The organism is Streptomyces sp. NPDC000594, assembly GCF_040299965.1.
GTDB lineage: Bacteria > Actinomycetota > Actinomycetes > Streptomycetales > Streptomycetaceae > Streptomyces.
The window spans coordinates 32,165-57,516 of the sequence record NZ_JBEPCY010000046.1; the positions used below are offsets into that span (position 1 = coordinate 32,165).

Consider the following 25,352-nt stretch of genomic DNA (forward strand, 5'->3'; position numbering starts at 1 on the left):
ATTGCTGGGAATACAAAGGACCATAACTTCGGCGCGGCGCGGAGAACAACTGTTTCGTGAGGGGTCACGGCGAACACCCGATGAACGCGCGAACGGCTTGACGCCGATGAAAGGGAAGGTCTGTGAAGAGCGTCACGGTGCTGGTCAGCAAAGGTTCCTGACCAAGAATCAGACCGTTTCCGTAAAGAAAGTAAAAACCCTGCTCCGGCCTGCGGTGAAGAGTTCCGGGCCGGTCCACAAAAAAACAGCGGTGGGGTCGCCCGGCTTTTGCCGGACGACCCCACCGCTGTTTCTTTTCTGCTTTCTCAGATTTTCCACGTGACGGCCACTGCGGCGGCCGCTGTGACGGCCACCGGGCCGCCGGCCGGAATCCCCGCTCTCCCTGATTCCCCGGACGGCGGCCCGGACGGCCCCGGGGCGACCCGTACCGCCCCGGCCGTGTCCCGGCTGGTGCCTCAGCCGGCCGGGACCGCCCCGGCCGCCGCGGGTTCGAGAATCCGCGACAACTGGGCGACCGTGGGGTTCTCGTACAGCTCATGGGTGCTCAGCCGGACCGCCAGGACCTCACCCAGCCGGGCGAGGAGCCGGGTGGCGCGCAGCGAGTTGCCGCCCAGGTCGAAGAAGGAGTCCTCGCGCCCGACCCGGGGCTGGTTGAGCACCTCGGCCCAGACCTCGGCGATCCGCTGTTCCAGCTCGCCCTCCGGGGCGGTGAACCGGCGCTTGGTACCGGGCCGCTGCGGCGCCGCGTCCAGCAGCAGCTGGACGGTGTCGACCGCGCCCGAGGCGTCGGTGGGGATCGCGGGCACCTCCACCAGCCGGACCGGGACCAGCAGTTCCCTCAGGACCGGTTCGAGGGCGGTGTGCACCCTCCCCGGATCGGCCCCGCCGCCCGGCGAGCCGGGGTCGGCGGTGTAGGCCACCAGGATCTCCCGGGCGGCGAGTTCGTCCGTCGCCAGCTCGGCGACGATCGCCGGGTTCTCCGGATCGAGCCCGATCAGCAGATAGTGGTACGGCGCCGAGGTGGCGGCGAGGAAGGCCCGCAGCCCCTCGTCCGGTCCGATGGAGCGGAAGCCGCGCCGGCGGGCCGGTGTCGGGGACTGGCCCCGGTTCATCCCGGTGTCGTGCCACATGCTCCAGCCCAGGCAGCGCACCTCGCGGCCGCGTTCGTGCCGCCAGTGGTCGGCGAAGCCCACCAGGAAGGTGTTGGCCGCCGAGTAGGCGCCGAAGGAGTGGCCGCCGAACTCGCCGTTCACCGAGCCGAAGAGCACCAGGGACGCGCCCGGCCTGCTCTCCAGCAGGGCGGCGAGGGCGAGGGTGCCGTCGACCTTCGCCCGGTACGCCTCGGCGAAGGAGTCCGCGCCCGAACGGGCCAGGGTGTGGTCCTCCAGATGCTTCCACTGGCCCGTCACATCGGCCGCCGCCAGATGCAGCACCCCGTCCAGCTGACGGCCGTACCGCTCCTCGGCCTCGGCCGTCGCGGCCGCCAGCGCGGCCCGGTCGGCGACATCGGCCCGCCGGTACAGGACCTCGCCGAAGGCGGCGAGATCCGCGACCGCCTCGGCCCGGGGGCCGCTGTCGGCGGCCGAGCGGCCGACGAGCAGCAGCTTCACCCCGTACGCGGCGAGCAGATATCCGGCGAGGTCGGCGCCGATGCCGCCGAGGCCGCCGGTGACCAGGTAGAGGCCACCGGGGACGATCGCGGGCGGCGCCTCGCCCTCGCCGTCGGGCACCGGCCGCAGCCGGGGCTGCCAGCGCAGGCCCTCCCGGGCGGCGACCACTCCGCCGCCGTCCCGGTCGGCGAGTTCAGCGCGGACGGCGGCGGGCCAGGCCTCCCGGTCGGCGGGGAGGTCGAGCTGGCGGACGGTGCAGCGGGGCAGTTCGGCCGCGGCGGTACGGACCAGGCCGGGCAGGGCGCAGACCCCGAGGTCGACCCGGTCCCAGGGCCGGACGTGCACCGCCCCGGCGGTCAGCAGGAGCAGCAGCGGCCGGCCCGCGCCACCGCCCGGCAGCAGTACCTCGTCCAGGGCGGCGATCAGGGCGGCGACCCCGGCGCTGGCCTCGGTGAGCCGCTCCCCGGTGGTGGCGGCGCGGTCCTGGCGGTCCGGGTGGTCCGGGCGGGGCAGTGTCCACCCGTACACCACGGTGGTGACCGGCCCGAACTCGGTGGTGATCTCGGTGAGCGCCCGGCGCAGCTGGCCGACGTCGCCGGGGGTGGCGCGGTAGTGGCCGACGCCCTCCCGGGCGTAGCCGTCGCCGGGGGCGATCACGACGGAGGGGCCGTCGTCGAGGCCGAGGCGGGGCAGTTCGGCGGGGTCGGCGAGGACGACCCGTACGCCGTTCACCGCTGTGCCGTCCGTACCACCGACCGCGCCGACCGCGCCGACCGTGCGGGCCGTGCTCACCGGGGCGGTCTCCACGCGGGACCACTGGCGGCGGAAGAAGCGGGTGGCGCCCTCGGCGCCGTCGTCCTCCGCCTCGGCCTCGGCGATCCGGTCGGCGAACTTCCCGGCGCGCAGATCGGCGACGAGCGCGGCCCGCTGGATCTTGCCGCTGGCGGTCTTGGGGAACTCCGCCTCGGTGACCGGGACCAGCAGATCGGGGGCGAGCCCCGCCTCACGGCCCAGCCGGGTCCGTACGTCCTGGAGGGTCCGCTGGAGCGACTCGGTGTCCCAGCGGCTGGGGACGAAGAAGACGACCAGCCGGTCGGAGCCCTCACCGGGCTCGCGGACACCGGTCGCGGCGGAGAAGGTGACCCGTACGCCCTCCGCCTCCTCGACCACGCTCTCCAGCTCATGGGCGATGTAGTTGGCGCCCCGGACGACGATCTGGTCCTTCTTCCGCCCGGCGATGACCAGCTCGCCCCCATGGACGAAGGCCAGGTCACCGGTGCGGAACCAGCCGTCGGCGTCGAAGGAGGCGCGGTTGGCCTCGGCGTTGCCGTGGTAGCCGCGCATCATCGTCACACCACGGATCTGGAGTTCACCGATGCGGTCCTGGGGAAGGGTGTTCCCCTCGGCGTCGACCACCCGGATGGTGACGCCCGGCAGCGGCCCGCCGACGGTGGAGAAGACCACGGAGTCGGTGCCGGCGCGCTCCTCGCCCACCGGGAAGCGGAGGTCCCCGTCGAAGGAGGAGGGGGCGACGGTGACGGTGCCGGTCTCGTGGTCGTCCCGGTCCTGGTGGGTGTAGGTGACACCGGAGCAGGTCTCGGACATCCCCCAGACCGGGATCACGGTGTCCGGGTGCAGCCCGTGCGGGGCGAGCAGTTCGAGGAAGCGATGGCTGGTGGCGGCGATGACCGGCTCACCCGCGTTGACGAACTCGCTCACATGGGACAGGTCCCAGCTGCGCCGGCCGATCTCGGCGGCCTGCTCGTTGATGAGGTTGAAGGCGAAGTTGGGGGCCCAGGTGTTGGTGGCCCGATGGGCGTCCATCGCGTCGAGCCAGCTCAGGGGGTCGGCGAGGAAGTCGTCGATCCGGCCGTTGACATGGTGGCTGCGGGCGAACATGTCTCGGATGTTGTAGAAGACCACCGTCACATGGTCGAGCGGCATCCAGATGAGGCTGACGTCGTCCTCGCCGTAGCCGCGCCCCTGGATGGCGGACCAGCTGCGGGCGGCGACGCTGGCGTTGGTGTGCTGGACACACTTGGGTACGCCGGTACTGCCGGAGGTCAGCAGATTGAGGACGGGGGTGTCGGGCCGGGTGGGGAACCACACCTGGTCGGGCTCGTGCCGCAGCAGGCCGTCCACGGTCAGCACCCGCACGGTGGACTCGCCCCACAGCTCACGGACCTCGCGCAGGGCGGGGGCGGTGGCGGCGTCGGTGAGGACGACGGGGTGGTCCAGGAGGTTCCAGGCGTTGTGGAGCTTGCGGTTGGGCTCGTTGTGCGCGGTGTACGTGGCGGCCACGGCGACCGGGGTGGGCACGAAGCCGCCGAGGACACAGGCCCAGAAGGCGGTCATGTACGCACGGTGGTCGGCGAACTGGAAGAGGGCGGCGTCACCGGGTTCCAGCCCGGCGGAGCGCAGCCCGGCGAGGACGCGCTGGGCCTCGGCGAGGAGTTCCGGGTAGGTCTGGAGGTCGGGTTCGCTGCCCCGGCGCAGATAGACGGTGCCCCGGTGGGGGGCGAGGGCGGCGGCCCGGCGGAGGGCCTCCTGGAGGGTGGTGGCCTCTCCCTCGGGGATGACGACATCTCCCCCGTACAGCTCGGAGGAAGGCTTGTCCACCACGGGGGCGGCCGGGGCGGCCTGAGCACTCGGTGTGGACTCCTCGGCGGGTGTCTCCTCCGGGGCGGGGGCTCCGGCCGGGGGTACGGGGTCGGCGGTACGGGCGCCCTGGCGGACCACGGCGACGGCGTCGGAGACACCGGGCACGGCGCGGACGGCGGCGGCTATCGCGGCGACGAGCGAGGGCTCGACCGAGGGTGAAGTGCTCATGATCTACTCCCTGCCAGGTGAGATGCCGTCCGGGGTGCCGACTGAGCGGCCTGGGGGTCCAGCAGCGTGCGGCCGATGTGTCCGACGAGTTCGGCGGCGTCGGTGAGGAGATAGAAGTGGCCGCCGGGGAAGAAGCGCGTACGGAACTCCCCGTCGGTGTGGTCGCGCCAGCCGTCCAGGGTGTCCAGCGGGGCGCGCGGGTCATCGGTGCCGCACACCACCGTGACCGGGCAGCTCAGCCGGGGGCCGGGGGCGACCCGGTGGTTCTCCCACATCTCGAAGTCGGCGCGGAGGGTGGGCAGGAGCGAGTCCATGATGTCCTCGTCCTCCGCGATCTCGGGCTCGATGCCGCCGAGCCGGACCACCTCGGCGGTCAGCTCCTCGTCGGTGAGGTCCCGCAACTGGCGGACCCGGCCCTCGGTGCCGGGCGCGGGCAGTGCGGAGAGGAAGAGGTGCTCGGGCCCGGCGGCACCGCGTGCGGCGAGCGCACGGGCGACCTCGTAGGCGAGGACGGCGCCGCCGGAGTGCCCGAAGAAGGAGTACGGGCCGTCCAGTACGGGCCGCAGCGCCTGGCTGAGCAGCCGGATCAGCGGGCGGGCGTCGGTGAGGGGGTCCTCGGCGATCCGGTTCTGCCGCCCGGGGAGCTGGACGGCGGCCAGCTCGATCTCCGGCGGCAGCAGCGCGGCCCACTCGGCGTAGGCACCGGCGCCGGCGCCCGCGTGGGGGAAGCAGATCAGCCGGCGGCGGGCGGCGGGGCGTCTGGCCCGCCAGATGAAGGGGGTCTCGGCGAGGAGGTCGGGGTGGGGAAAGGTCTCGCTGGTCATGACGTCACCTCGACCCGTCGCTGAGCGCCGGGAACGGCACCGGGGATTCCGGCTCGCGCCGCCAGTTGGTTCGCACGGTTCCTCCGTAGGTTGCTGCGTGTGCTGCGTGTGCTGCGAGTACGGGCGCCCGGGGCATCGAGCTGTGCGGTCCCGGGCGCCGGGTCGTGGTCACCGCCACCGGTGAGGGCGGTTTTCGCGCTGTTGTTCTTGCTGTTGTTCTTGCTGTTGTTCTTCGCGCTGTCCTTGAGGGCGGCCTTGGCGCTCTCCCTGAGGGCGGCCTTGGCCAGGGAAGCGGCGGCGGCCTGGACGGCGGCCCGCCTGGTCCCTCGCCCGGCCGCCGTGGCGGCGGCCCGCGCGATGGCCCGCCGCGCCTTGGCGGATCCCCGGGCGGCACGCTCGGGGTCGGTCCCCCGGAGGTCCGCCGGACTCCCGCTCCGGTCCCCGGCCGGTGACTCCACCGGGGCGGGCGCACGGAACTCGACCGGGACCGGGACCAGGAGGCCCGCCGGAGCTGCGCTCCCACCGGACCCTTCCGGCGCTGACGGGGACTCCCCCCGGGACTCCTCCAGGAACCCCGCCGGGACGGGCCGCCGTACACCCGACGGCGACGCCGCCCGGAGACCCGCCGGGGAACCGTTCCGCGCCTCGGCGAGGGTGACGACCCGGACGGGCGCCCGGAGTGCCGGCGACGCGGGCACCCGTACCTCCTGCGGGGACCCCGTCAGGGGATTCGCCGGGGAACCCGTCAGGGAGTCAGGACCTGCCGGGGATTCAGGGTCCGTCGCCGCAGTCGTCGGCCCCAGCAGCGGACCCTTCTCCCACAGAGGACGAGGATCCCGGGCGGCACCGGCGACCGGACCGGTGGTGGGCCCGGTGGCCGGGGGCGCGGCGGGGCCGGCGGGCTCCGGACCGTCGGTGCGGTCGGCGGCGGCTGCCTCGGGCAGACCGCCGTGCCGCTCTGTTCCGTTCCGTACGTCACCCTGCTCTCCGCTCAGGAATCGGGGGGCCCGGCCCCGCCGGGGCCTGGGGAGTGTCCGGGGCGCGATGGCGTTCATGGGCAGCGCATCTCCAGTTCGTGGGCCAGGCGGAGCCAGTGGTCGGCGCAGCGGCGGGCGGCCTGGGCGAGCATCGCCGCCCGGTGTCCGGGGACGGACTGGGCGAGCCGCCGCCACCTCTTCTCGTCGCCGATGGAGTGAAGGGTCAGCAGATGCAGCAGGGCACGTCCGGACTCGGTCCGCAGCGAGGGGTCCTTGCTCATGTTCGGCAGGATCAGCCCGATGGCGGCGGCGGAGGTGCGGGTGGGGGTACGGCCCCCGGTGGGGCGGGGGCCGTCCGTGCGGGATCCGTCCGTACGGGAGACGCCCGTACCGGCGGTGGTCCGGGGGACGGGGCCGCGCGGAAGTCGGGCGACCGGGTCCTGACCCTTGCGTATCCGGTCCCGTACGTCCTTGGCGGTCGCGGTGGCGATGCCGGCGCGCTGAGCGATCTCCCGCAGGGAGGCGTCGGGGTGCGCGGCGATGATCTGGCTGGCGCGGAGCCGTCCTTCGGCCGCGTGGAGCGGCCGGATCCGGCCATCCCGACCCGTACGGGTGTTCAACTGTTCTCCTTGAACGGTTGAACGTCGGCGAATAGCCGCTATCGTGCCCGCCGCCAGCCCGGTGTTGGCGGCGATCCGCCGGTCCGACCAGTAGGGCCGGGCGGTGAGGATACGGGTCGCGGCGGCGGTGCGGTCGGCCTGCGAGAGCGGCAGTCCATGGGCGACGTTGAGCCGTACGGCGAGGGCGAAGGCGTCCTCGGGCTCCCCGTCGAAGAACTCCGCCTCGATCTCCTGGTCCCCCCGGAGTCCGGCGGCGCGGACCCGGTGCATGCCGTCGATGATCCGCATGGTGGGGCGGTGGACCAGGATCGGCGGGAGCGGGCCGTCCAGTTCGGCGAGGAGCCGTACGTGGTCGTCGCTCTCGCCGTCCACGCGGGGGGAGTCGGAGGGCAGCAGGGCCGCGAGGGCGACGCTGGCGCGGACGGTGGTGTCGACGGTGGAGCGGCCGGCGGGCGCGGGGCGCGGCGCGGGCACGACCGGGGCCTGCGCCGGGGCCGAGCCCTGCGCCTGCGCCTGGGCCGGGGCGGGTGCTTCGGCGAGGGCTTCGGCGGGGGCCACCAGGTCGACGCTCATCGCGGACCCGCCCGGTGCGCCCTGATGCCGCCCCCCTGGCCGGGCCGCCGGTGCCGGCAGCCGCGCGCGGGCCCACCGCCGCCGGTCCACGGGCGGCCCGCGCCGGGGCGGCGTCGGGCCGGACCGGTGCGGGCGTGATGACCGTCGCGATCGTCGAGGCCGTTCATGGTGTGGTGGTTCCTCCCCCGGTGACTGTTCTGGTTCCCGTTCGTGCTGTACGGGTGGCTGTCGCCGGACCGTGCGGGCCGGTGGGGCCCCTGGGCCGGGACGGGGCCGTGCGGCGGACGGGCCGTCACGGCTGTCAAGAAGCGGGAGCCGGGGCCCGTGTCACGGACTGTCGCTCCTCGGACAACTTCGGTCGGCGTCAGCACGGTTCGAGCCCCCTTCCCCTGTCGCGGGTTCCTTCCGCTCAGAAAAATACCAGTGCGCGGGTTTTTTTTCGACCCTCACGTCGGATTCCGCCGGAGAGGCTGTCTCGCCCGAGAGAAGAGGGACGGCTCGCGGTCGCGCCTCGGGGGATGGTTGACGCGACCGCGAGCGTCCGGTTCGGTGGGATATACACAGTCAGAATGTCGCTTTGGAGGCGATATTCCAACCCCCTCGATCACCGACCCCATTGAGCGGGGCAGGCGATCCGAGGGACGTTCGGGGGATCGCTCCGTGATCCCCTCGACCGCAGAATCAGTGAACCATACCGCTGTGCCGGTTTTCAACGAGGGGGAGGAGGGGACTTCAAGTCGACCCCAACGAGATCGACCACTGATGAATACACCTATCGTGAGCTGCCGTCTTGACGAACCCTTGACGACGAACGGACGTTCAGTACCGGCCGTTCGAAGCGATCAAGCCATGGGGAGCAGCGAAGCTATTACCAAACCGCTATGCTGGTTTCGTACCACAGGTTTCCACCCGGAGGAGTCACCGGTGACGAAGCAGCAACGTGCCGTTCGCACCCGCCGCTCCCTCATCCGCTCGGCGGCAGAGGCATTCGAGCGGTATGGATACGCGCAGGCGAAACTGGCGGACATCAGTTCCAGTGCGGGCGTGAGCGCGGGTGCGCTGCACTTCCACTTCGAGAACAAGGCGGCGGTGGCCACCACCGTCGAGGCGACAGCGGGGACCCTGCTGCGCCGGGCGGCGGTGGCGGCGCAGCGCCCGCCGATGAACGCCCTGCAAAGACTGACCAATGTGTCCCACGCGCTCGCGGACACCCTGCGCGAGGATGTGGTGGCACGCGCGGGGTTCCGGCTGAGCTGCGAGGCGTCCCGCCCCGCCGGGCCCAATCTGCGCCGGGAGTGGCAGGAGTGCGTGGCCGATCTGCTGACCGAGGCCGAGCGCGAGAGGCTGCTCCCACCGGATCTCGTCCAGGAGGACATGGTGACGGCGATCGTCGGCGCCACCACGGGGTTCGAGATCCTCGGCCGGCAGGACCCCGAGTGGTTCTCGCCCCGGGCGCTGGCCTCGTTCTGGCGGATCATCCTGCCGTGTCTGGCGACACCGGAGGCGCTGCCGGAGCTGGACCCGGCGGGGACGTCACGCCCACCGCCGCCGCCCGAGGGAAGTGAACCGGGCCCTCCGGCGGCGGGCAGCCGGGTGACCGTACCCGGCTGACACCTTTCGGCCCAGCACCAGCACCAGCACCAGGGCAGGGGCCCCGACCCCCCGCCTTGCCCTTGTCCTCCCGCCCTTGCTCTTCCGCCCTTGCTCTTCCGTCCTTGTTCTCCCCTCCTTGCTCTTCCGTCCCTGTTCTCCCGCCCCTCAGGTGAGGACGGAGACGACGTACTCGGCCGCTTCGGCCAGGAGTGCGGGTTCGTACTCGGCGTCGCGTTCGGCCTTGCTGGACATGACGGCGATGAGGAGCGGTTCGCTTCCGGGCGGCCGGACGACGGCGAAGTCGTTGAGCGTCCCGTAGTCCCCGGTGCCGGTCTTGTCGGCCACGTTCCAGCCCTTCGGCACACCGGCCCGTATGCGCTCGTCGCCGGTGGTGTTGCGTTCCAGCAGATCGCGGAGGAAGTCCCGTTCGGCACTCCGCAGGGCGTTGCCCAGCACGATTTTCCGGTAGAGGGTGCCCATCGCGCGGGGCGACGAGGTGTCCCGGGGATCCCCCGGAGTGGCCTCCGTGATCGCGGGCTCGATCCGGTCCATGCGGGTCACGGTGTCACCGAGCCCACGGGCGTACGCGGTGAGCCGGTCCGGCCCGCCGAGTTCGCGGAACAGGAGATTGCCCGCCGTACCGTCGCTGTAGCGGACGGCCGCGTCGCAGAGCCTTCGTACCGTCAGCCCTTTCTCCACATGGCGGCCGGTGATCGGGGAGTGCCGCATCAGCTCGGCGCGGGTGTAGCGGACGAGGGTGTCGAGGTACGCGACGGAGTGCCGGTCGAGCAGCGCGGCGGCCGCGACGGCCTTGAAGGCGGAGCAGAACGCGAACCGTTCGTCGGCGCGGTGGGCGATGGTGGCACCGGTGCCGGTGGCGACGGCGTACACCCCGAGGCGCGCGTCGAACTTCCGCTCCAGCGCGCGCAGCCTCCGGTGTCCATCGCTCCGGCCGGGCTCCGGAGGCCCGGACTCACCCCCGCCCCCGCCCCCGGACCCGGCTGCGGGCGAGGGCGATTTCGCGCCGCTCTTCCTCTCCCCTCCCCCGCCCTCATCGGCGCAGGCGGCCAGCGGCAACAGGGCGGCGGCGCCCAGCAGGGCGCGGCGGGTGATGGTCGTGCGCGACGGTGTCATCGTCTCCCCCGGTATCGACGGGCTGCGACGCTAACAAGATCGCTGCACCCTACACAGACGCCACGCGGCCCGACCGTTCATCACATCGACAGCCACATGAAGGTTCCTTTCACTCTTTGGGGTTGGGTGACGCTGAGTGTCCAGGGCATGACAGAAAGGAGGCGTTCTGTGCGGTCCTGGCGTCAGGGTGACAAGGGTCTTCACCTCCGGGGCGGCGGGTTTCGCGCGGGTTCGCCGCTGCCGGTCGTCGCCCTGGCGGCCGGAGGAGCCGAAGGAGTCTCCCCGTGTCCCGTGTCCCTGTTCGTCTCACCGCCGCCGGCGGTGTGCTGGGGGTGTTGACGGCCTGTCTCGTGGCCATCGCCCCGTCGCCCCGCCAGGACCCCGGACGTCACTCCTTGGGCGTGCCGACCCGCAGCCGGTTCCCATCGGGATCCACCAGCTCGACCTCCCGCGCCCAGGGGGCGTCGTCCACCGCAACGCCGAACTCCACGGCGACGGCGTCGACATCCACGACCTGGAGATACACCAGCGTCCCGGGCCGCGCGTCCCCCGTGTGCTCCGACAGGAACAACCGCATCCCGCCCCGCGCGACCTCCACGAACGCCGGGAATCCGGGCTCGAAGCGGTGCTCCCACTGCTGCGTGAAGCCGAGCCGCTCGTACCAGCGGACGGCGGTGGGGGCGTGCTGGACACGGAGGACCGGGATGGCGTGCTCGGACATGAGGCTCATGGTGCCAGAGGGACGGCACGCACCGCCCGGGACCCCCGGGGCGCGCGGGCGGGCCGGTTGAGTAGCGGGCCGGGTCCGGTTGAGTGCTAGTGCTCAGGGCGGGGCGCCGAACTCCTCGTACGGTCGGGGGTGGTAGTCGAGCGGACCGGACGGCGGGGAGCCCATGAACGCACTCATGCAGCACGCGAGCGGTGGTTCCTGCGCGTCGGAGGAGTGGCCGATGCTCTACCTGGGCGTGGTAGCCGTCCTCGCCGGGTGCGGGTTCCTGGTCAACCTGATCGCGCTCTGGGTGTGCGTCAACGTCGAACAGCCGGTCAGGACGTGGGCGGTGGCGATGGTCCTGCTGCCGTGGATCGGCCTGGTCGTGGCGTTGGTGGCGTCCGTGGGGCTCGGCCTCGACGCGGCGGACCGGGGCGGGTCACCCTGGTGGTTCCTGCTCGCGGGAGCCGGGGCGCACCTGGGGGCGCTGGCCGTGGTGGCCCTTCTGGCCCGGTCCGCCACGCGGAGGGCCTACCGTGATGGCGTCCCGGCGCCGGACACGGCCGCGCCCGGCGCGCGGACCGGTGGGACACGTACCCCCTCGGAACCGGCGCGGTCGCGGCCCTCCGCCGTCCCCGTCGACTCGCCCCGCTCGCACGAGGAGTGGCGGGCCCGGGTGATCCGCAGGCCGGACGACGTGGGATACGGGGTCCTGCTGCCGTGGCTGGCCGAGAAGTACTTCGCGCACCACCACCGCCTGGTGGACCGGCACCTGCCCTCCGGCTGCCACCCCGGAGAGACCGCCACCGCGGACGACGCGCTCGCGGTCCTCGCCCTGGGTGAGAGCATTCACCGCATGCTCTTCCGGGACCGCTCCTGGTTCGTGCACGACGCTATGAGGTGGGGTGCCACCTGGAACGAGGTGGCGGCCGCGCTGGACGTGACGACGGGCCGGGCCCGGTCCGTCCTCCGGTCCTACGCGGAGACGCAGCGGCAGCTGTACGAGGAGACCGAGAGGACGGGTGACCGGCCCTTGGGCTACTCCGCCGAGAAGTACCGCTCCGCGCTGGCGCTCATCAGGCTCGCCGACGACGCCCGGTCACCGTCCGCCGCGTAGCGGGACGGAGTTTCCGTACTTCCACCGGCCGCAAGGTGAACTCCCGGAGTCCCTCGACCAGATCTTTCCGCGCAGCTGAGCCAGGCGCTCGTACCGGTGCGGCGGCGGCGCGTGGCGGTGGGCATGGCGGGCTCGCGCGGCTGCCGGGCCCGGTGGTCGGGCGGGCCCGGCAGAGGGGTCGGTGCGGCGGTCAGGCCTCGGCGAGCAGGTCGGTGGCCCGGTGGGTGGCGAGGGCCAGCGCCTGGGCGAGGTTCTCGGGGTGGCGCCCGCCGGCGGCGGCGAGGGGGCCGCGGCCGCCGGAGCCGCCGCCGACGGTGCGGGCCGCCTCGGTGAGGAGCCGGCCGGCCTGGGCACCGTGTTCATGAAGGTCGGCCGAGATCGCGGCGGCGAGCAGGGCCTTGCCGTCGTGTTCGGCGCCCAGGATCACGATGGCCCGTCCATCGCCGATCCGGGCGAGGGTGTCGGCGGCCAGGCCGCGCAGTTCGTCCGGGGTGACTCCGGTGATCTGCTGGACGGCCAACCGCCCCCGCCCCGTGGGCCGGGCCTGACCGGCAAGCGACTCCGCCTGCTTCCGCAGCTCTTCGGCCCGGAGCCGGGACAGCTTCTCCTGGGCGGCGGCCAAGGCGTCCAGGCGCTTGCGCAGCACTCCGGGGGCGTCGGCCGGGCGGGTGCCGAGGAGCCCGGCCAGCTCGTTCAGCAGCCGTCGTTCGGTGTCGAGGTGGCGGAGGGTGCCGTGGCCGGTGAGGGCCTCGACGCGGCGGAGGTTGGAGCCGATCGAGGACTCGGAGAGCAGACGGAAGGCGCCGACCTGCGAACCGTGGGCGACATGGGTGCCACCGCACAGCTCGCGGGAGAAGTCGCCGATGTCGACGATGCGGACGGTTTCCCCGTACTTCTCACCGAACAGGGCGATGGCCCCGGCGGCCTCGGCCTCCGCGCGGTCGGCGTGCCAGGCCCGTACCTGCGGATCGTCGAGGACATGTCCGTTGACGGCCGTCTCGATCGCGGTGAGCCGGTCGGGGGTGAGGCCGGTGAAGTGCGCGAAGTCGAAGCGGAGCCGGTCGGGCTCGACCAGGGAGCCCTGTTGGCGGGCGTGCTCGCCCAGGGTGGCCATGACGACGGCATGGAGGATGTGGGTGGCCGAGTGCGAGCGCGTCAGCCCCGCCCGGCGCTCGGCGTCCACCCGGGCCTCGCCGACCGTACCGGTGCGGAGTTCCCCCTCCAGCACGCGGGCGGTGTGGACGCGGAAGCCCTCCAGGCCATAGCGGGTGTCCGTGATCCCGAGGACGGTTCCGTCGCTCATGGTCAGGGTCCCGGTGTCGCCGATCTGCCCGCCGGCCTCGGCATAGAACGGCGAGCGGTCCAGCACCAGCTCGACCTCGGCCCCCTCGGTGGCGGCCGGGACGACGGTACCGCCCGCGATCAGGCCGGTGACGGTGGCCTCGGCGGACAGCTGCTCGTACCCCACGAAGTCGGTCCGTGGCAGGTGGGCGGCCAGTTCGCGGTAGGTGTCCATCCTCCTGAGGGCTTCGGCGGTCCTGGCCCTGCCCCCGGTCTTCGCGCGCTTGCGCTGCTCGTCCAGCAGGACGCCGAAGCGGTCCTCGTCAACGGTGAGTCCGGCGTCGCGGGCGGCCTCGACGGTCAGTTCCAGGGGGAAGCCGTAGGTGTCGGCGAGTTCGAAGGCCGTATCCCCGGGCAGCGCGGCCGACCGGGACGCGCGGGTACGGGTGATCGCGGCGTCGAGCAGGCGGGTGCCCTGGGTGAGGGTGCGGGTGAAGGACTCCTCCTCGGCGGTGACGACCTGCTCGATCAGGGTGGCCTGCGCGGTCAGCTCCGGCCGGACGTCCCCCAGGTTGGTGATCACGCTGGTCGTCGCGGCGGGCAGGACGGGGCCGGTGATGCCGAGGAGACGGGCATGCCGGATCGCCCGGCGCAGCAGGCGCCGCAGGATGTAGCCACGGCCGTCCTTCGCGGGCAGGACACCGTCGGCGATGAGGAAGGCGGCGGATCGGGCATGCTCGGCGACGACCTGGAACGACACCTTCTCCTCGCCCGTACCGGGATACTCCCGTCCGGCCAGCTCCTGGACCGTGGTGAGGGTGGGCAGCAGGAGGTCGGTGGTGCAGACGTTCTCGACACCCTGGAGGATCGCGGCGAGCCGGTCCAGACCGAGGCCGGTGTCGATGTTCCTGCCCGGCAGTTCGCCGATGATCGGGTAGTCCTTCTTGGCCGGTCCCTCGCCCCGCACGGTCTGCATGAAGACCAGGTTCCACAGCTCGATGTACCGCTCGCCGTCGACGGCGGGGCCGCCCTCCTTCCCGAAGGCGGGGCCCCGGTCGTAAGAGATCTCGGAGGACGGGCCGCTGGGCCCGGGGACGCCCATGGACCAGTAGTTGTCCTCCATCCCGAGCCGCTGGATCCGGCCGGCGGGGACGCCGATGCGGCGCCAGATGTCCTCGGCCTCGTCGTCGTCCTCGAAGACGGTGATCCAGAGCCTCTCCTTCTCCAGCCCGTACCCCTGGGTCATGAGTTCCCAGGCGAAGGCGATGGCGTCTTCCTTGAAGTAGTCGCCGAAGGAGAAGTTCCCCATCATCTCGAAGAACGTCGCATGCCGGTGGGTACGGCCGACATGGTCGATGTCGGAGGTCCGCGCGCACTTCTGGATGCTGGTGGCACGGGGGAACGGCGGGGTGGTCTCGCCGAGGAGGTAGGGCTTGAACTGGTTCATCCCGGCGTTGGCCAGCAGCAGGGTGGGATCGTCCGGGATGAGCGGGCTGGACGGGACCGGCCGGTGGCCTCGGGAGGTGAAGAAGTCGGTGAACGTCTGACGGATCTGCGTCGAGCGCATGACGGCATGGCCTCACGAAAGGAGTCGTGGAAGGTGGGGGGAGATCACACGCCGAGCCGGGCCGAGAACAGGGACTGAGAGGGCTCTCAGTTCTCCGGCTCGACGCAGATAGCTCGCGCCCCCACGGTGTACACCAGGACTCCAGATCCGTTGATCACATCGGTGGTGCGGCAGGACCCGAAGGCCCAAGCCGTCACACCACCGACTGTAGCCGGTCGGCATCAAGATCGTTCTGTATTCTTCCCCACCGTCGGACACAAACCCGGACAAGGAGCCGACCAGGCCGGACGCGGCCGGGGCTGTCCGGGACAGGGCACCGCCGTTGTTCCGCCCGGGTCCGCTCCACCACGCTGCGAGCAGTCGGGCCGACCGAGCGGAAAGGCGACGCGGCCGACTCTCAGCCTCATAGCCGGACCTGCTGAGGCTGATCGGAAACGATCACCGAGCAAAGGGGAGACGACCATGTCCCGGAACAGAAGGATCCTCGGCGGGATCGCCGCCACCACTCTCGCGGCGGGCCTGTCCATAGGCTCCGCAGAGGTGGCGACCGCCGGCGGTGCACCCGAGACGCGCGATGCTCGGGGAACCTGTGGCCAATCGTTCAATCCCGAGCTGTGGGGCGGCAAGGCCCACTGGGTCAACAGCTGCCGCAACGGAAAGATCACCGTCAAGGGCTGGGTGCAGGACACCAGTGACGACGGTGAGTGCGTCTACGTCGTAGGCGTGTTCAACAACGACATCACCAAGGTCTCCGGCTACGCCTGCACCAAGGGGCAACGCGTCTCGTTCAACTGGACGCACGCCGGAACGATCGCCGATGTCACGCTGCGGAACACCAACTAGTCGTGATGGGGCGATCATCCATGACACGGACGGGGAAATACGCGCGGGCTCTCTCCGGGCTGGGGGCGGCCGGGCTGCTGACCGTCGGTCTGGCCCTGGCGGGTACGTCGGGCACCGCGCACGCCGGATCCGCCGAAGTCCTCGGCGTCAAGGGCGAGCAGGTCATGGCCTGCGACGACACCGGTCTCTGGGACGCCGTCAAGCTCAAGGGCCGCAACGTCAGGGGTCAATCGCAGACCGCACCGCTCAAGCGGCTCGATGACGGCGCGGGCTGTCACAGCTTCGCCGGCGTGTGGTGGAACGGCACCGTCACCTTGACCTGGGTCAAGGACGGCAGCAGCAGGCGGGGCGAGTCCACCTGCGAGACATCGGCCGATGCCGACGGCCCCCACTGGCAGACGTGCTTCTACGATCCGCGCCTGTCGGTTCGCTGACAGCGGTTCGGCACGGTTCCCTCGGGGCGCGGACACGGTCGCGCCCCGACGGGGAGCCTGAATGACTACCGGGGGATTCCTGCCTACAGTCCGGCCCGAGCGAGCAGGAATTCCGCCTGTTGCCGTGTGAGACGCGACGGAGCCGGTGGTGCCGGGGGACATCTGTGGGTGCCGCGACTGAACGACAGCGCCCACTCGGCTACGGGGCCGTCGGACCCCAGGGTGGCCAGGACCTGGTCCCGCAGCGCGGGTGGGGTGTCGTCACGGGCCGCAACCGCGTTCCTGACGAAGCTGTCCTGGTCCTGTGCCAGCAGCTCACGCAGACCGGGCGGCAGGTCCGGATGCGCGGCGACGGCCGCGCGGACATCAGGGTCCGGGTCGGCGGCCAGTTCAGGGGTCGGTACGGCATACGCGACCGAGGCGGCACGGGTCGCCGGGTCTGCCAGCAGTCCGGGCAGGAGGTCGGCGGGAGGGGCGAATGCCCGGACGCTGCCGCTGCGGATGCCCGGGTCGGCGTCCGTCAGCAGCATCCTGCGGACGTCGTCGGAAACATCGCGCCAGCGCTGGATGACCGACGACCGCACACTGGCCTCCGGGTCGGCGGCCAGGAGGGCCAGCGACTCCACCGGCAGATGCTCGTTCGCCGCGAGGAACGACCGTACGGAAGGGTCGGGGTCCGCCGCCAGACGGGCGAGCAGCCCCGGGGGCTCGTCCCTGACGCTCGCCGCGACCGCACACCGGACAGCCGGCTCCGGATGCTCCGCGAAACCTGCTCTGATCCCGGAGGGTACGGAGGAGTTCGCGGCGAGGGTCCTCAGAGAGCCGAGGCCGATGATCTCCGCTATCAGTTCATCGGTGAGGTCCCGACGCAGCAGCGCCACCGAGCGCCGGGCACCCGGGTGCCGGAGCAGGCGCCGCACCAGGTCGGCGGGGAGGTCCTCCTGGGTTGCCAGGGCGCTGAGTTCAGCATCCAGTTCCATGGAACGCAGGGTAGGTCTTCGGGCCCGGAAGATCACGCTCCGACCGGCCGCCGGTACCCTACGTCGATCCGCCCGACACGACGGAAAAGAGCGCTCATCGTGACAGCCGAGACGGACCCGGCGACCGGCCCCAGCGGGTGGGATGCCGCGCTGGCCGGCGCCTTCGAGATACTGCTGGGTGGGAAGCCGACCGTCGACCCTGCCGCCGGATACGGGGTGTACCACGCCTCGGACCCGTTCGACGAGTTCCTGTTCCCCAATCCCTGGGCCACCCCCGAGGCCCTGACCTGCCGGGAGCCGAGGCAGCTGCCGGATGCGGATCAGGAGTGGTACCCGTACTCACCCTGGACTTGGCGGTTCGACCTGAGCCGGTCGCTGTTCTGCTTCGACGCCGATCTCCTGGCCGGAACGGGTCCATGGGGCGAGGGCGGACACAAGGGGCCCCGGCCGTTCGACGACGCCTTCGTCGCCGACCTGCGGGCCGTTTCCTCGGTCGACGAGGACGGTGACGTGCTGGTGTACGGCGGAGAGCTGGGACCGCTCCTGGGCCGTCACGGAGTCGACCTGACCGACGAGAAGTCCCGGAAACTCAACGGCTGGGTGAGCGTGCTGCTGCGGGTGGCCACGGATGGCACGCTCACCGATGCGATGCGGGCCGCGACCTTCACCGAGCGCGGCCCCGGGCATCTGGTGTCGATCCACGACATGACGTACGCGCGCTCCGCCGGCGATCCCTGGGAAGAGAGGCTGAGCGCGGTCACGTATCCCGGGCTCCGTGACCATCTCCGCATGCTGTGCCTCACCAGGAAGGACGCTCGGAGTGAGGGCGGCTTCTACCTCGGCACCGACGGCTGGCCGTCGACCTGTGCCCTGGAAGCGGTCGGCTGCTCCCTTGTCGCGGGCTGGGGGTTCGGCGAGTCCCAGGCCGGTACCGCCGTCGTACGGCTGCCGGACCGGCCAGGAGCGCGCTGACCAGGGCAGACGTGCGGAAAAATCCCGTGAAGGCTACAACCTTTTCCTGTCACCGTCCGTCTGACGTGTGCCCCGTCCCGGGGCGCAGTCCCACCAGTGACAGACCGCAGGAGCCGTACGTGTCCCACCGCAAGAACCTCCGCCTCACCGTCGCGACGGCCACCGCCGTCGCGCTGACCGGCGGGCTCCTCGCCCTGGCCCCCGGTGCGGCCACCGCCGCGCCCGAGCCCGCGAAGGCCGCGAAGGCCGCGAAGCACGCCGACTTCAACGGCGACGGCATCAGCGACTTCGCGACGCCCGACTACCCGAACATCGTCATCCGCCACGGTGTCAAGGGCGGCGACGCGGGCAAGCCGAAGAAGATCAACCAGAACAGCCCCGGCATCCCCGGCAAGGTCGCCAAGAGCGACGCCGAGGACGACGACACCTTCGGAGACGCGACCGCGTCCGCCGACCTCAACCAGGACGGCTACGCGGACCTCGTCGTCAGCGACTCCTCCGAGACCGTCGGCAAGCAGAAGGCCCACGGCATGGTGGTCGTGCTGTGGGGCTCGAAGCAGGGCGTCGGCTCCAAGGCCACCCTTCTGCCGCCGAACAAGTCCCGGGCCGAGGGCTACTTCGGGCTCTCGCTGGCCACCGGCGACTTCGACGGGGACGGGAAGTCCGACATCGCCGTCGGCGACTTCGACTCGGTCCACATCTACCGGGGCCCCTTCTCCTCCACCACCGGGAAGCCCACCGGCGCTGTGACCCAGCACCGCCCGGCCGGTGGCAAGAAGATCATCCCCATCCGGCTGATCGCCGGGAACGTCACCCAGGACAAGGCCACCGACCTCTATGCCCTCGGCCTTGCCGGCCTGGGCAAGGAGCCCAGGTCCGCCACCTGGTTCCTCCAGGGTGGCAAGAGCGTCAAGAGCGGCGCCTACAGCAAGGCCTCCGGCGAGCCCAACTTCTGGGTCGACGCGGTCGTCGCGGACTTCGACAAGGACGGCTACGGCGATCTCGCGGTCGGCGAGTCCCAGTACAAGGAGTACACCGGCTCCGTCAAGGTGCTGCGCGGCACCGCGAAGGGTCCCGGCACCTCGTACCGGTTCACCCAGGACACGGCCGGGATCGCCACCGGCGCCGGCATGGACGACCGCTTCGGCGCCAACATCTCGGCGGGCGACATCGACAAGGACGGCTACCCGGACCTCGCCGTGAGCGCCCCCGGCGAGAAGGTGGGCAAGGCCGATGAGGCAGGCGGGGTGCACATCCTGCGCGGCGGGAAGAAGGGCCTCACCGGGACCGGCTCCCAGTGGTTCACCAAGGACACGGCCGGTGTCCCCGGCAAGGCGAGCGAGTGGGACGCCTTCGGTGAGAACATCGGGCTGCGCGACGTGGACTCCGACGGCGACGCCGACCTGTATGCCGGCTCGTACGTGGAGCAGAAGAGCGTGCTGATCGGGGGCGGGAAGAAGGGCCTCGACCTCAAGAGCGCGCGTTCGGTGAACGTGCCGGCCGACTTCCTGGAGTAGTCGTCCCCCGGGTGGGCGGAGCCCCGGTCGGCTCCGCCCACCCGACTCGGTACGGTCATCCCCGTCTGTGCGGCCTTGCCACAGGATGGGCCCCGCTTGCCGGACCCGCCTTCCTCCCGGTGCCGAACCGCCCCGTACACCCGGCTCTGCCCGCGAGGGTTCCGGGCCATCCGGAGAAGTAGCCCGTTCGGACTGCCTCACCTCGCGGAGCGGGCACGGGGCGGGAAAGAGTGAAGCTCTCCACCCGCCCCCGCCCGACAGAAGGGACCCGCTGTGTCTCCTCGACGCACCGCCGCCGCGCTCCTCGCCTCCGCAGCCCTCGCTCTCGCACTGGGAACGCCCTCCCCCGCCCTGGCAGCACAGCCGACGGCCCCGCTCAGTGCCTGCTTCAGCGTCAACGCGCTCAATTACCAGTTCTGCTGTGGCACCGGGCCGCTCTCGTACACGGCTCTGTTCGGCGAGAGGCCGCCGGCCTGCCCCAGCTCGGCATCGGGGGTCTGAGCGGGCGGACCGCAGGGTTACGGGCATCTCCGCCTGCCTTGCGGGACCGGGGTCACCGCGAGGGGGCGGGGCGGAGGGTCAGGGCTGGCAGTTCACCGGCGGATCGCCGTTGATGACCGTGCACTGGTCGGTTCCCGGCCCACCGTCGACAAGCCGGTAGTTGTAGATGTAGACCCTGAGCGTGTCGTCACCGGCGTCGCCCAGGAGGCTCCCCCGGTTGTTGCCCGCAGTGAGGCTGTCGTTGCCCTCGTTGCCTCGGGTGGTCCCCTGGTTCGTGAACACTTCGATCGTGTCGTTGCCCGCGCCGCCTTCGACCTGTCGGGCGTTTGTCTGGAGCACCCTGATGTTGTCCTGGCCCGTGCCGCCCAGGATCGTGCGGACATTGTTGCCCGTGCCGAGCGTGTCGTCGCCCGGGCCACCGTCGAGGGTTCCGGTGTTCGCGAGAAAGGTGATGTTGTCGTTGCCCTCGCCGCCGAGGGCCCGACCGGCATTGGCCGCGGCATTGATCGTGTCGTTGCCGGCATCGCCGGCGAGGGTGCCGGCCGACCTGACGGTGGAGTTGGCAAGAATGAGGTCGTCGCCGTCGAGGAGGCCACCGAGTGTGCCTCCCCCGCGAACCTCGCCGGTCCCCACCCCGTCCGCCCGCGTCGTATTACTGCCGCTGGTGCGGAGCCCGCCCCTGACGCGGATCTCGTCGCCGCCCGCGCCGCCCTGGATGCTGCCGCCGCCGTCGAGACCCCTCCCGGGACCGCTGGCGGCGTCTCCTCCGGTGATGGTGATCCGGTCGTCGCCCGCGTCGCCGATCACCGTCCCCCTGACGCCCGCACCGCCGAAACTGCCGGTCACAGCACCGCCGTTGGCAGTGATGGTGTCATTGCCGTCGAGGGCCGCGCCCAGCAGCGGGGCGCCGCCCCGGACGGTCCCGGTGACCGCGGCCAGCCCGTTCAGTGCGGCGGCCGGTGCGGTCACCTCGATGGTGTCGGCCCCCGCTCCGCCGTACACGAACCCGGCGGCGGAGCCTCCGGTGACGGTGATCCGGTCGTTCCCCGCACCGCCGTTGACAGTGGTGTCGGCGGCGACCCCCGCCGAACAGACGATGACATCGTCGCCGAGACCGCCGACGATCAGGGTCGAGGTGACAGAAGCACCGTTGACCGTACAGGTGGAGGCCGCGTGGGCGGCTGGGGCCAGGACCGCAAGACCGGCGGTCACCACCCCCACGACCACTCCGACAGCGCTGACGCGAACAGGGATACGGGACATGATGGAGACCCTCCTTCGGCTCCGCCGGTCCGCTGAGGGACCGGCTGGCGCGTGAACTCGCACAGACCCCCGACACCCGCCACAAGAAGCCCGAGGACCGCCCAGCGGCACCGCGAAGGGCCTGTCCAGGAACGCGTGACGCCGACTCCGGACGCCCACTCTTGACATGCCCGCGCCTCTGTGGGTCATCCACCCCGAAAGAGTGAAAAGGCAACTACCACACCGATCGAGCACACCGGAGCCCAGCTGCGACGCACGCCCGGCCGCCTGGGAGCGATAGCTCGTTCGGGCGAACCACGTCCGGTTCGGCCGCCTGTGTCATCGCCGGGGCGTAGGACGTGGTGGCATGGGACTTGGCGACCGGCACCAGAAGAAGGACGTCGAGGCGGCGCTCAAGCGCGCGGAGGCGGCGGGGCTGAAGGTGACGCGCACAGGGAAGGGGCACCGCTGGGGATGGATCATCTGCTGTACATGCAGCGGAAGGTACGGGGTGCCGTGCACTCCGCAGAACCCGGGAGAAGAGGCCAGGGATATCAATGACTTCGTCCGAAAGCACCGAGCGTGCGCGTAACTGGCACTTCAGCCTGTTTCTTCAGGAGCCCCTCACCGAAGAACAGGATGACGTGCTGGTGGGGTTGGCCAACTTTCATGACGGCCGGATCTCCCTGATCGAAGGGCCCGGCTACTCGGGGTTCATGTGCATCTTCAAGGCCGGTTCGCTGAATCAGGCCATTGATGACGCACTCGCCCGTTTCAAGGACTTCCCGGGGGTCCTGGTACGCAGTGTCGAACTGGATCCCATCGCGTTGGAGGCCAACGGCATGGCGACCCCGGCGGTGGTCCCCGCGCCGCCGCCGCTGCCTGTGTGACGCGACGCCGACGGACGGCCCCGCTCCCTGGGACCGAGGGAGCGGGGCTTCTGTGCGTTCGCTACGGGGCCGAACGGCCGGGCCGCTGTCAGTAGGTCAGTGTGATGCAGCCGCTGCCGCCATCAGTCCCTGCGGTGCCTGCGGTACCGGCCCCGCGGAGGGGGCCCGTACCTGGTGGGGTCATCGGCGCTCGTGCCGCCGCTGCCACCGAACAACCCAGCCACGCCATATCCGCCTTCGGCGTTGGTGAGCTGGGTGCCCCGGCAGATGAGATCCTGGCCGGCGCCGCCGAAGCCGCAGACGCCTCCCTTCCCGCCGAGGCCGGCGTCAAGGCCGAGAATGGTTTGGGGGTCGCCGCTTCGGCCCCCGGAACCGCTGCCCGGTCGGAAGCCGCCGGTCGCCGACGCCTGGACGGGCTCCACCGCCACCGCCGGACCCTCCCGCGACGAGGACGGCCGTGACGCTGGTGACCCCCGCGGGGACGGTGAACGTCCCGTTCGAGGTGAAGGTCTGGGTCGTCGCGGCCGACGCGGGACCGGCCAGACACACCGTCAGCGCGAGCGAGCCCGCCAGACATACGGCGCCAACAGATGGGTGGCGCAATCCACCACAATCACCTGATCGTGTTCCCCGCCGCTGTCGGACCGACCACCCCATCTCGGATGCCCGGTACGGCAGTTGGGCGCGGGTCCGGCCCGCAGGCTCAGGCGAGGGCGGCGGCCAGCAGGGCGAAGGCGACGACGATGACGGCGACGCGGACGTAGTGGAAGCGGTCCCAGCGGTTCAGTTGCTCCTTCCAGTCCTCGGGCAGGTTCTCGGTGGTCCACGTCCTGGTCCGGTTGTTGATCGGGACGAGCAGCAGGAGCGACATGATCACGCTCAGGACCAGCAGCGCGGCGGCGATGACGACAAGGCCGGTGCCCTGGTGGTGCCACCCGGCGACGGCCCAGACCGTGCTCAGGGCGAGCGAACCCATGTACCAGAACGGCATCACGGCGCCGAGCATCCGGGCCCCGTGGGTACGACCGCGCAGGCCGTTGTCGCCGGGGAGTCCGTTGAGGATCGGGTTGATGACAAAGGCGACGGAGAACTCCACTCCCACCATCACTCCGACGACCACGGTGGTGACGACCTTGAGTGTGTCGAGCATGACGACCCCTCCCGGATCTAGCGCTGCTAGATAATGAGTCGACGCTAGTACTACTGCCGCTTGATTGTCTAGCACTGCTAGGGTCGAACCATGCCGGTACAGGAACGCAAGCAGCGCGAACGGGCGGACCGCGAGCGCCTCATCGTGGCCACGGCCCGCGAACTCGCCGAGCAGCAGGGCTGGGACGCGGTCACCACCCGCCGTCTCGCCGAGCGCATCGAGTACAGCCAGCCCGTCCTCTACAGCCATTTCCGTGGCAAGCGCGAGATCATCGGCGCGGTCGCCCTCGAAGGTGCCGCCGAGCTGGCCGCCGAGCTGCGGGCCGCGACCTCCGCCACGGACGGCCCTCGCGCCCGGGTCACCGCCCTCGCCCGCGCCTACCTCGACTTCGCCGAGCGCAACCCGGCGGTCTACGACGCCATGTTCCGGCTCGACGGCGGCCTGACGTTCGCGACCGAGGACACCCCGGAGCCGCTGAAGGACGCCTTCGCCGCCCTGCTGGAAAGCCTCGGCGAGGTCGCCGGGGACGGCGCCCACCCGGCGCTGTTCACCGAGGTGTTCTGGGCGGCCCTCCACGGGCTGGCGGCCCTGACCCGCGCGGGACGGCTGCCTCCGGGGGACGCCGAGCGGAGGGTGGAGCTGCTGGTGGACCGGCTCGCCCTGCTCTGACGCACCGTCCGGGCGAACGGACAGCCCCGCGCCCTCCGGTCACGGAGGGGGCGGGGTTGTCCCTTGTACTACAGGTCGGCGGAACGGGCGAGGGTGACCAGGCCCGCGAACGCCTCGGCGGAGACCATCAGCAGCGGGCCGGTGGGACGCTTGCTGTCCCGCACGGGGACGATCCCGGTCGCGGAGGCGTGTGCGGGGGCCCACTCCACGCACACCCCGCCGTTGTCGCTGTAAGAAGACTTGATCCAGTGAAGAGGTTCGGTCGCGGTCATCACTGGGCGCCTACAGGTCGGCGGAACGGGCGAGGGTGACCAGACCAGCGAAGGCCGTGCTCGACAGCATGAGGGACGGGCCGGTGGGGCGCTTGCTGTCCCGTACGGGGATGATCCCGGTCGTGGACGCGTAGGCCGGGGCCCACTCCACGCACGCCCCGCCGTTGTTGCTGTAGGAAGACTTGATCCAGTGGAGAGGCTTGGTCGTAGTCGTCACGAGGTGCCCTTTCGTACCTGATCGATCATGGCCACGGATTGTGTCTGCGAAAGCGCGTGCTTCTGGAGCTGATAGTAGGCCGAGAGTATGGGCCCCACGAAGCGGCTGTCCCGTTCCAGATGCCCCCGGTGCGTGCTCTCCGCGTAGGACACGATCGAGCGGTCAGGCAGGGTCAGCAGGTAGAGCGGCAGGTCGAACGGACGACGCTCCCCCATCGCGAACGGGGCGACCTGCACCATGGCGTTCGGCTGCTCCGCGAACTCAAGCACCCGGTCCAGCTGTGCCCGCATCACCGCAGGCCCCCCGACGAACCGACGGACGCAGCCCTCGTCCAGCACCACGAAGATCAACGGTGGCGGGGTCCGGGCAATCACCTCCTGTCGCTTCGCAGTGACCTCGATTCGCTCCCTCGCCTGGTCGTCCGTGATCGTTCCCCGTCGCACATACGACTCCGCCAGCACCGTCGCGTACTCATGGGTCTGAAGAAGCCCCGGGATGGCACCCACCTCGTACAGCCGGATCTCCACGGCCCGGCGCTCGTATTCGATGAACCCCGAGAAGCCTTCCAGCAGCGCGCCGTACTTCATCTTCAGCCACTCGCGCTCGAACGACTCTTCGGTCCCCGCCAGCTCCAGCACGGCATCTGCGGCGCGGCAGAACGGCAATGTCGCATTCTTCAGAGCAGTTTCGACGTGCGAGACCTGGGTGGGCGAGTACCCCATCCGCGCGCCTAACTCCAATGCCGTTGCGTTACGGGCTTGCGGGTGGGGGTCTGGTGATGAGGACGGCTTGGGGGCCGGTGCGGGCCGGCTGAGGCCAGGCACGGTGCTC

The 25,352-nt window shown here is 71.3% G+C and carries 22 protein-coding genes; 9 read left to right on the forward strand and 13 right to left on the reverse strand.

Going from position 1 to position 25,352, the window contains the following annotated elements:
• Positions 1-455: 455 nt before the first annotated feature.
• The 4 genes from ABT354_RS35010 to ABT354_RS35025 form a co-directional block, all read right to left on the reverse strand.
• The gene (locus ABT354_RS35010) at positions 456-4,439 is read right to left on the reverse strand and encodes an SDR family NAD(P)-dependent oxidoreductase (RefSeq protein WP_351501458.1); all 3,984 of its coding nucleotides are present in this window, start codon (positions 4,437-4,439) and stop codon (positions 456-458) included.
• Positions 4,436-5,263, reverse strand: a complete 828-nt coding sequence (locus tag ABT354_RS35015) for a thioesterase II family protein (RefSeq protein ID WP_351501460.1) — start codon at positions 5,261-5,263, stop codon at positions 4,436-4,438. The genes ABT354_RS35010 and ABT354_RS35015 overlap by 4 nt, the downstream gene beginning before the upstream one ends.
• A complete protein-coding gene (locus ABT354_RS35020) occupies positions 5,260-5,961 on the reverse strand; it encodes a hypothetical protein (protein ID WP_351501462.1) in 702 nt (233 codons plus the stop codon). Before ABT354_RS35020 ends, ABT354_RS35015 begins: the two co-directional genes overlap by 4 nt.
• Before the next feature lie 353 nt (positions 5,962-6,314).
• Positions 6,315-7,433, reverse strand: a complete 1,119-nt coding sequence (locus tag ABT354_RS35025) for a ParB/RepB/Spo0J family partition protein (RefSeq protein WP_351501464.1) — start codon at positions 7,431-7,433, stop codon at positions 6,315-6,317.
• A gap of 924 nt (positions 7,434-8,357) precedes the next feature.
• Here ABT354_RS35025 and ABT354_RS35030 point away from each other — a divergent pair.
• The gene (locus ABT354_RS35030) at positions 8,358-9,044 is read left to right on the forward strand and encodes a ScbR family autoregulator-binding transcription factor (RefSeq protein WP_351501466.1); all 687 of its coding nucleotides are present in this window, start codon (positions 8,358-8,360) and stop codon (positions 9,042-9,044) included.
• A gap of 147 nt (positions 9,045-9,191) precedes the next feature.
• Here the strand turns inward: ABT354_RS35030 and bla are convergent, their stop codons facing one another.
• The gene (bla, locus tag ABT354_RS35035) at positions 9,192-10,160 is read right to left on the reverse strand and encodes a class A beta-lactamase (RefSeq protein ID WP_351501468.1); all 969 of its coding nucleotides are present in this window, start codon (positions 10,158-10,160) and stop codon (positions 9,192-9,194) included.
• Positions 10,161-10,548: 388 nt separating this feature from the next.
• Positions 10,549-10,881 (reverse strand): glyoxalase superfamily protein, encoded by a 333-nt coding sequence (locus ABT354_RS35040; protein ID WP_351501470.1) that lies wholly within the window; start codon positions 10,879-10,881, stop codon positions 10,549-10,551.
• 172 nt (positions 10,882-11,053) lie between these two features.
• On the opposite strand from ABT354_RS35040, the gene ABT354_RS35045 reads away from it, so the two are divergent.
• Entirely contained in the window at positions 11,054-11,986 is a 933-nt protein-coding gene (locus ABT354_RS35045; RefSeq protein ID WP_351501472.1) for a hypothetical protein, read from the forward strand.
• Between the two features lie 190 nt (positions 11,987-12,176).
• Here the strand turns inward: ABT354_RS35045 and alaS are convergent, their stop codons facing one another.
• Positions 12,177-14,834, reverse strand: coding sequence for an alanine--tRNA ligase (gene alaS, locus ABT354_RS35050; protein WP_351501474.1), 2,658 nt, complete (start codon positions 14,832-14,834; stop codon positions 12,177-12,179).
• A 462-nt stretch (positions 14,835-15,296) separates the two neighbouring features.
• Here alaS and ABT354_RS35055 point away from each other — a divergent pair, with 462 nt between their 5' ends.
• On the forward strand, positions 15,297-15,677 hold the full coding sequence (locus ABT354_RS35055; protein ID WP_351501476.1) for a hypothetical protein: 381 nt from the start codon (positions 15,297-15,299) through the stop codon (positions 15,675-15,677).
• Between the two features lie 20 nt (positions 15,678-15,697).
• Positions 15,698-16,111, forward strand: coding sequence for a hypothetical protein (locus tag ABT354_RS35060; RefSeq protein ID WP_351501478.1), 414 nt, complete (start codon positions 15,698-15,700; stop codon positions 16,109-16,111).
• A gap of 83 nt (positions 16,112-16,194) precedes the next feature.
• On the opposite strand, the gene ABT354_RS35065 is transcribed toward ABT354_RS35060, so the two are convergent.
• The gene (locus tag ABT354_RS35065; RefSeq protein ID WP_351501480.1) at positions 16,195-17,091 is read right to left on the reverse strand and encodes a hypothetical protein; all 897 of its coding nucleotides are present in this window, start codon (positions 17,089-17,091) and stop codon (positions 16,195-16,197) included.
• A 99-nt stretch (positions 17,092-17,190) separates the two neighbouring features.
• On the opposite strand from ABT354_RS35065, the gene ABT354_RS35070 reads away from it, so the two are divergent.
• The 3 genes from ABT354_RS35070 to ABT354_RS35080 all read left to right on the forward strand — a co-directional run bounded on the left by ABT354_RS35070 (position 17,191) and on the right by ABT354_RS35080 (position 20,081).
• Complete coding sequence (locus tag ABT354_RS35070; protein WP_351501482.1) at positions 17,191-18,063, forward strand: hypothetical protein; 873 nt, start codon at positions 17,191-17,193, stop codon at positions 18,061-18,063.
• Positions 18,064-18,182: 119 nt separating this feature from the next.
• Complete coding sequence (locus ABT354_RS35075) at positions 18,183-19,580, forward strand: FG-GAP and VCBS repeat-containing protein (RefSeq protein WP_351501484.1); 1,398 nt, start codon at positions 18,183-18,185, stop codon at positions 19,578-19,580.
• A gap of 273 nt (positions 19,581-19,853) precedes the next feature.
• Positions 19,854-20,081 (forward strand): hypothetical protein, encoded by a 228-nt coding sequence (locus ABT354_RS35080; protein WP_351501486.1) that lies wholly within the window; start codon positions 19,854-19,856, stop codon positions 20,079-20,081.
• A gap of 78 nt (positions 20,082-20,159) precedes the next feature.
• Here ABT354_RS35080 and ABT354_RS35085 read toward each other — a convergent pair whose 3' ends face one another.
• Entirely contained in the window at positions 20,160-21,344 is a 1,185-nt protein-coding gene (locus ABT354_RS35085; protein WP_351501488.1) for a calcium-binding protein, read from the reverse strand.
• A 536-nt stretch (positions 21,345-21,880) separates the two neighbouring features.
• Here ABT354_RS35085 and ABT354_RS35090 point away from each other — a divergent pair.
• Complete coding sequence (locus ABT354_RS35090; protein ID WP_351501490.1) at positions 21,881-22,213, forward strand: hypothetical protein; 333 nt, start codon at positions 21,881-21,883, stop codon at positions 22,211-22,213.
• 703 nt (positions 22,214-22,916) lie between these two features.
• On the opposite strand, the gene ABT354_RS35095 is transcribed toward ABT354_RS35090, so the two are convergent.
• Complete coding sequence (locus ABT354_RS35095) at positions 22,917-23,363, reverse strand: anthrone oxygenase family protein (protein ID WP_351501492.1); 447 nt, start codon at positions 23,361-23,363, stop codon at positions 22,917-22,919.
• Between the two features lie 90 nt (positions 23,364-23,453).
• Between ABT354_RS35095 and ABT354_RS35100 the strand changes: the two genes are divergently transcribed.
• Positions 23,454-24,032 carry a TetR/AcrR family transcriptional regulator gene (locus tag ABT354_RS35100; RefSeq protein ID WP_351501494.1) on the forward strand — a complete coding sequence of 193 codons (579 nt, stop codon included), beginning with the start codon at positions 23,454-23,456 and terminating at the stop codon, positions 24,030-24,032.
• A 68-nt stretch (positions 24,033-24,100) separates the two neighbouring features.
• Here ABT354_RS35100 and ABT354_RS35105 read toward each other — a convergent pair whose 3' ends face one another.
• The 3 genes from ABT354_RS35105 to ABT354_RS35115 are packed head-to-tail and all read right to left on the reverse strand — an operon-like array spanning position 24,101 to position 25,345.
• On the reverse strand, positions 24,101-24,304 hold the full coding sequence (locus ABT354_RS35105; RefSeq protein WP_351501496.1) for a DUF397 domain-containing protein: 204 nt from the start codon (positions 24,302-24,304) through the stop codon (positions 24,101-24,103).
• A 10-nt stretch (positions 24,305-24,314) separates the two neighbouring features.
• On the reverse strand, positions 24,315-24,521 hold the full coding sequence (locus ABT354_RS35110) for a DUF397 domain-containing protein (protein ID WP_351501497.1): 207 nt from the start codon (positions 24,519-24,521) through the stop codon (positions 24,315-24,317).
• The gene (locus ABT354_RS35115) at positions 24,518-25,345 is read right to left on the reverse strand and encodes a DUF5753 domain-containing protein (protein ID WP_351501501.1); all 828 of its coding nucleotides are present in this window, start codon (positions 25,343-25,345) and stop codon (positions 24,518-24,520) included. The genes ABT354_RS35110 and ABT354_RS35115 overlap by 4 nt, the downstream gene beginning before the upstream one ends.
• Positions 25,346-25,352: the final 7 nt, after the last annotated feature.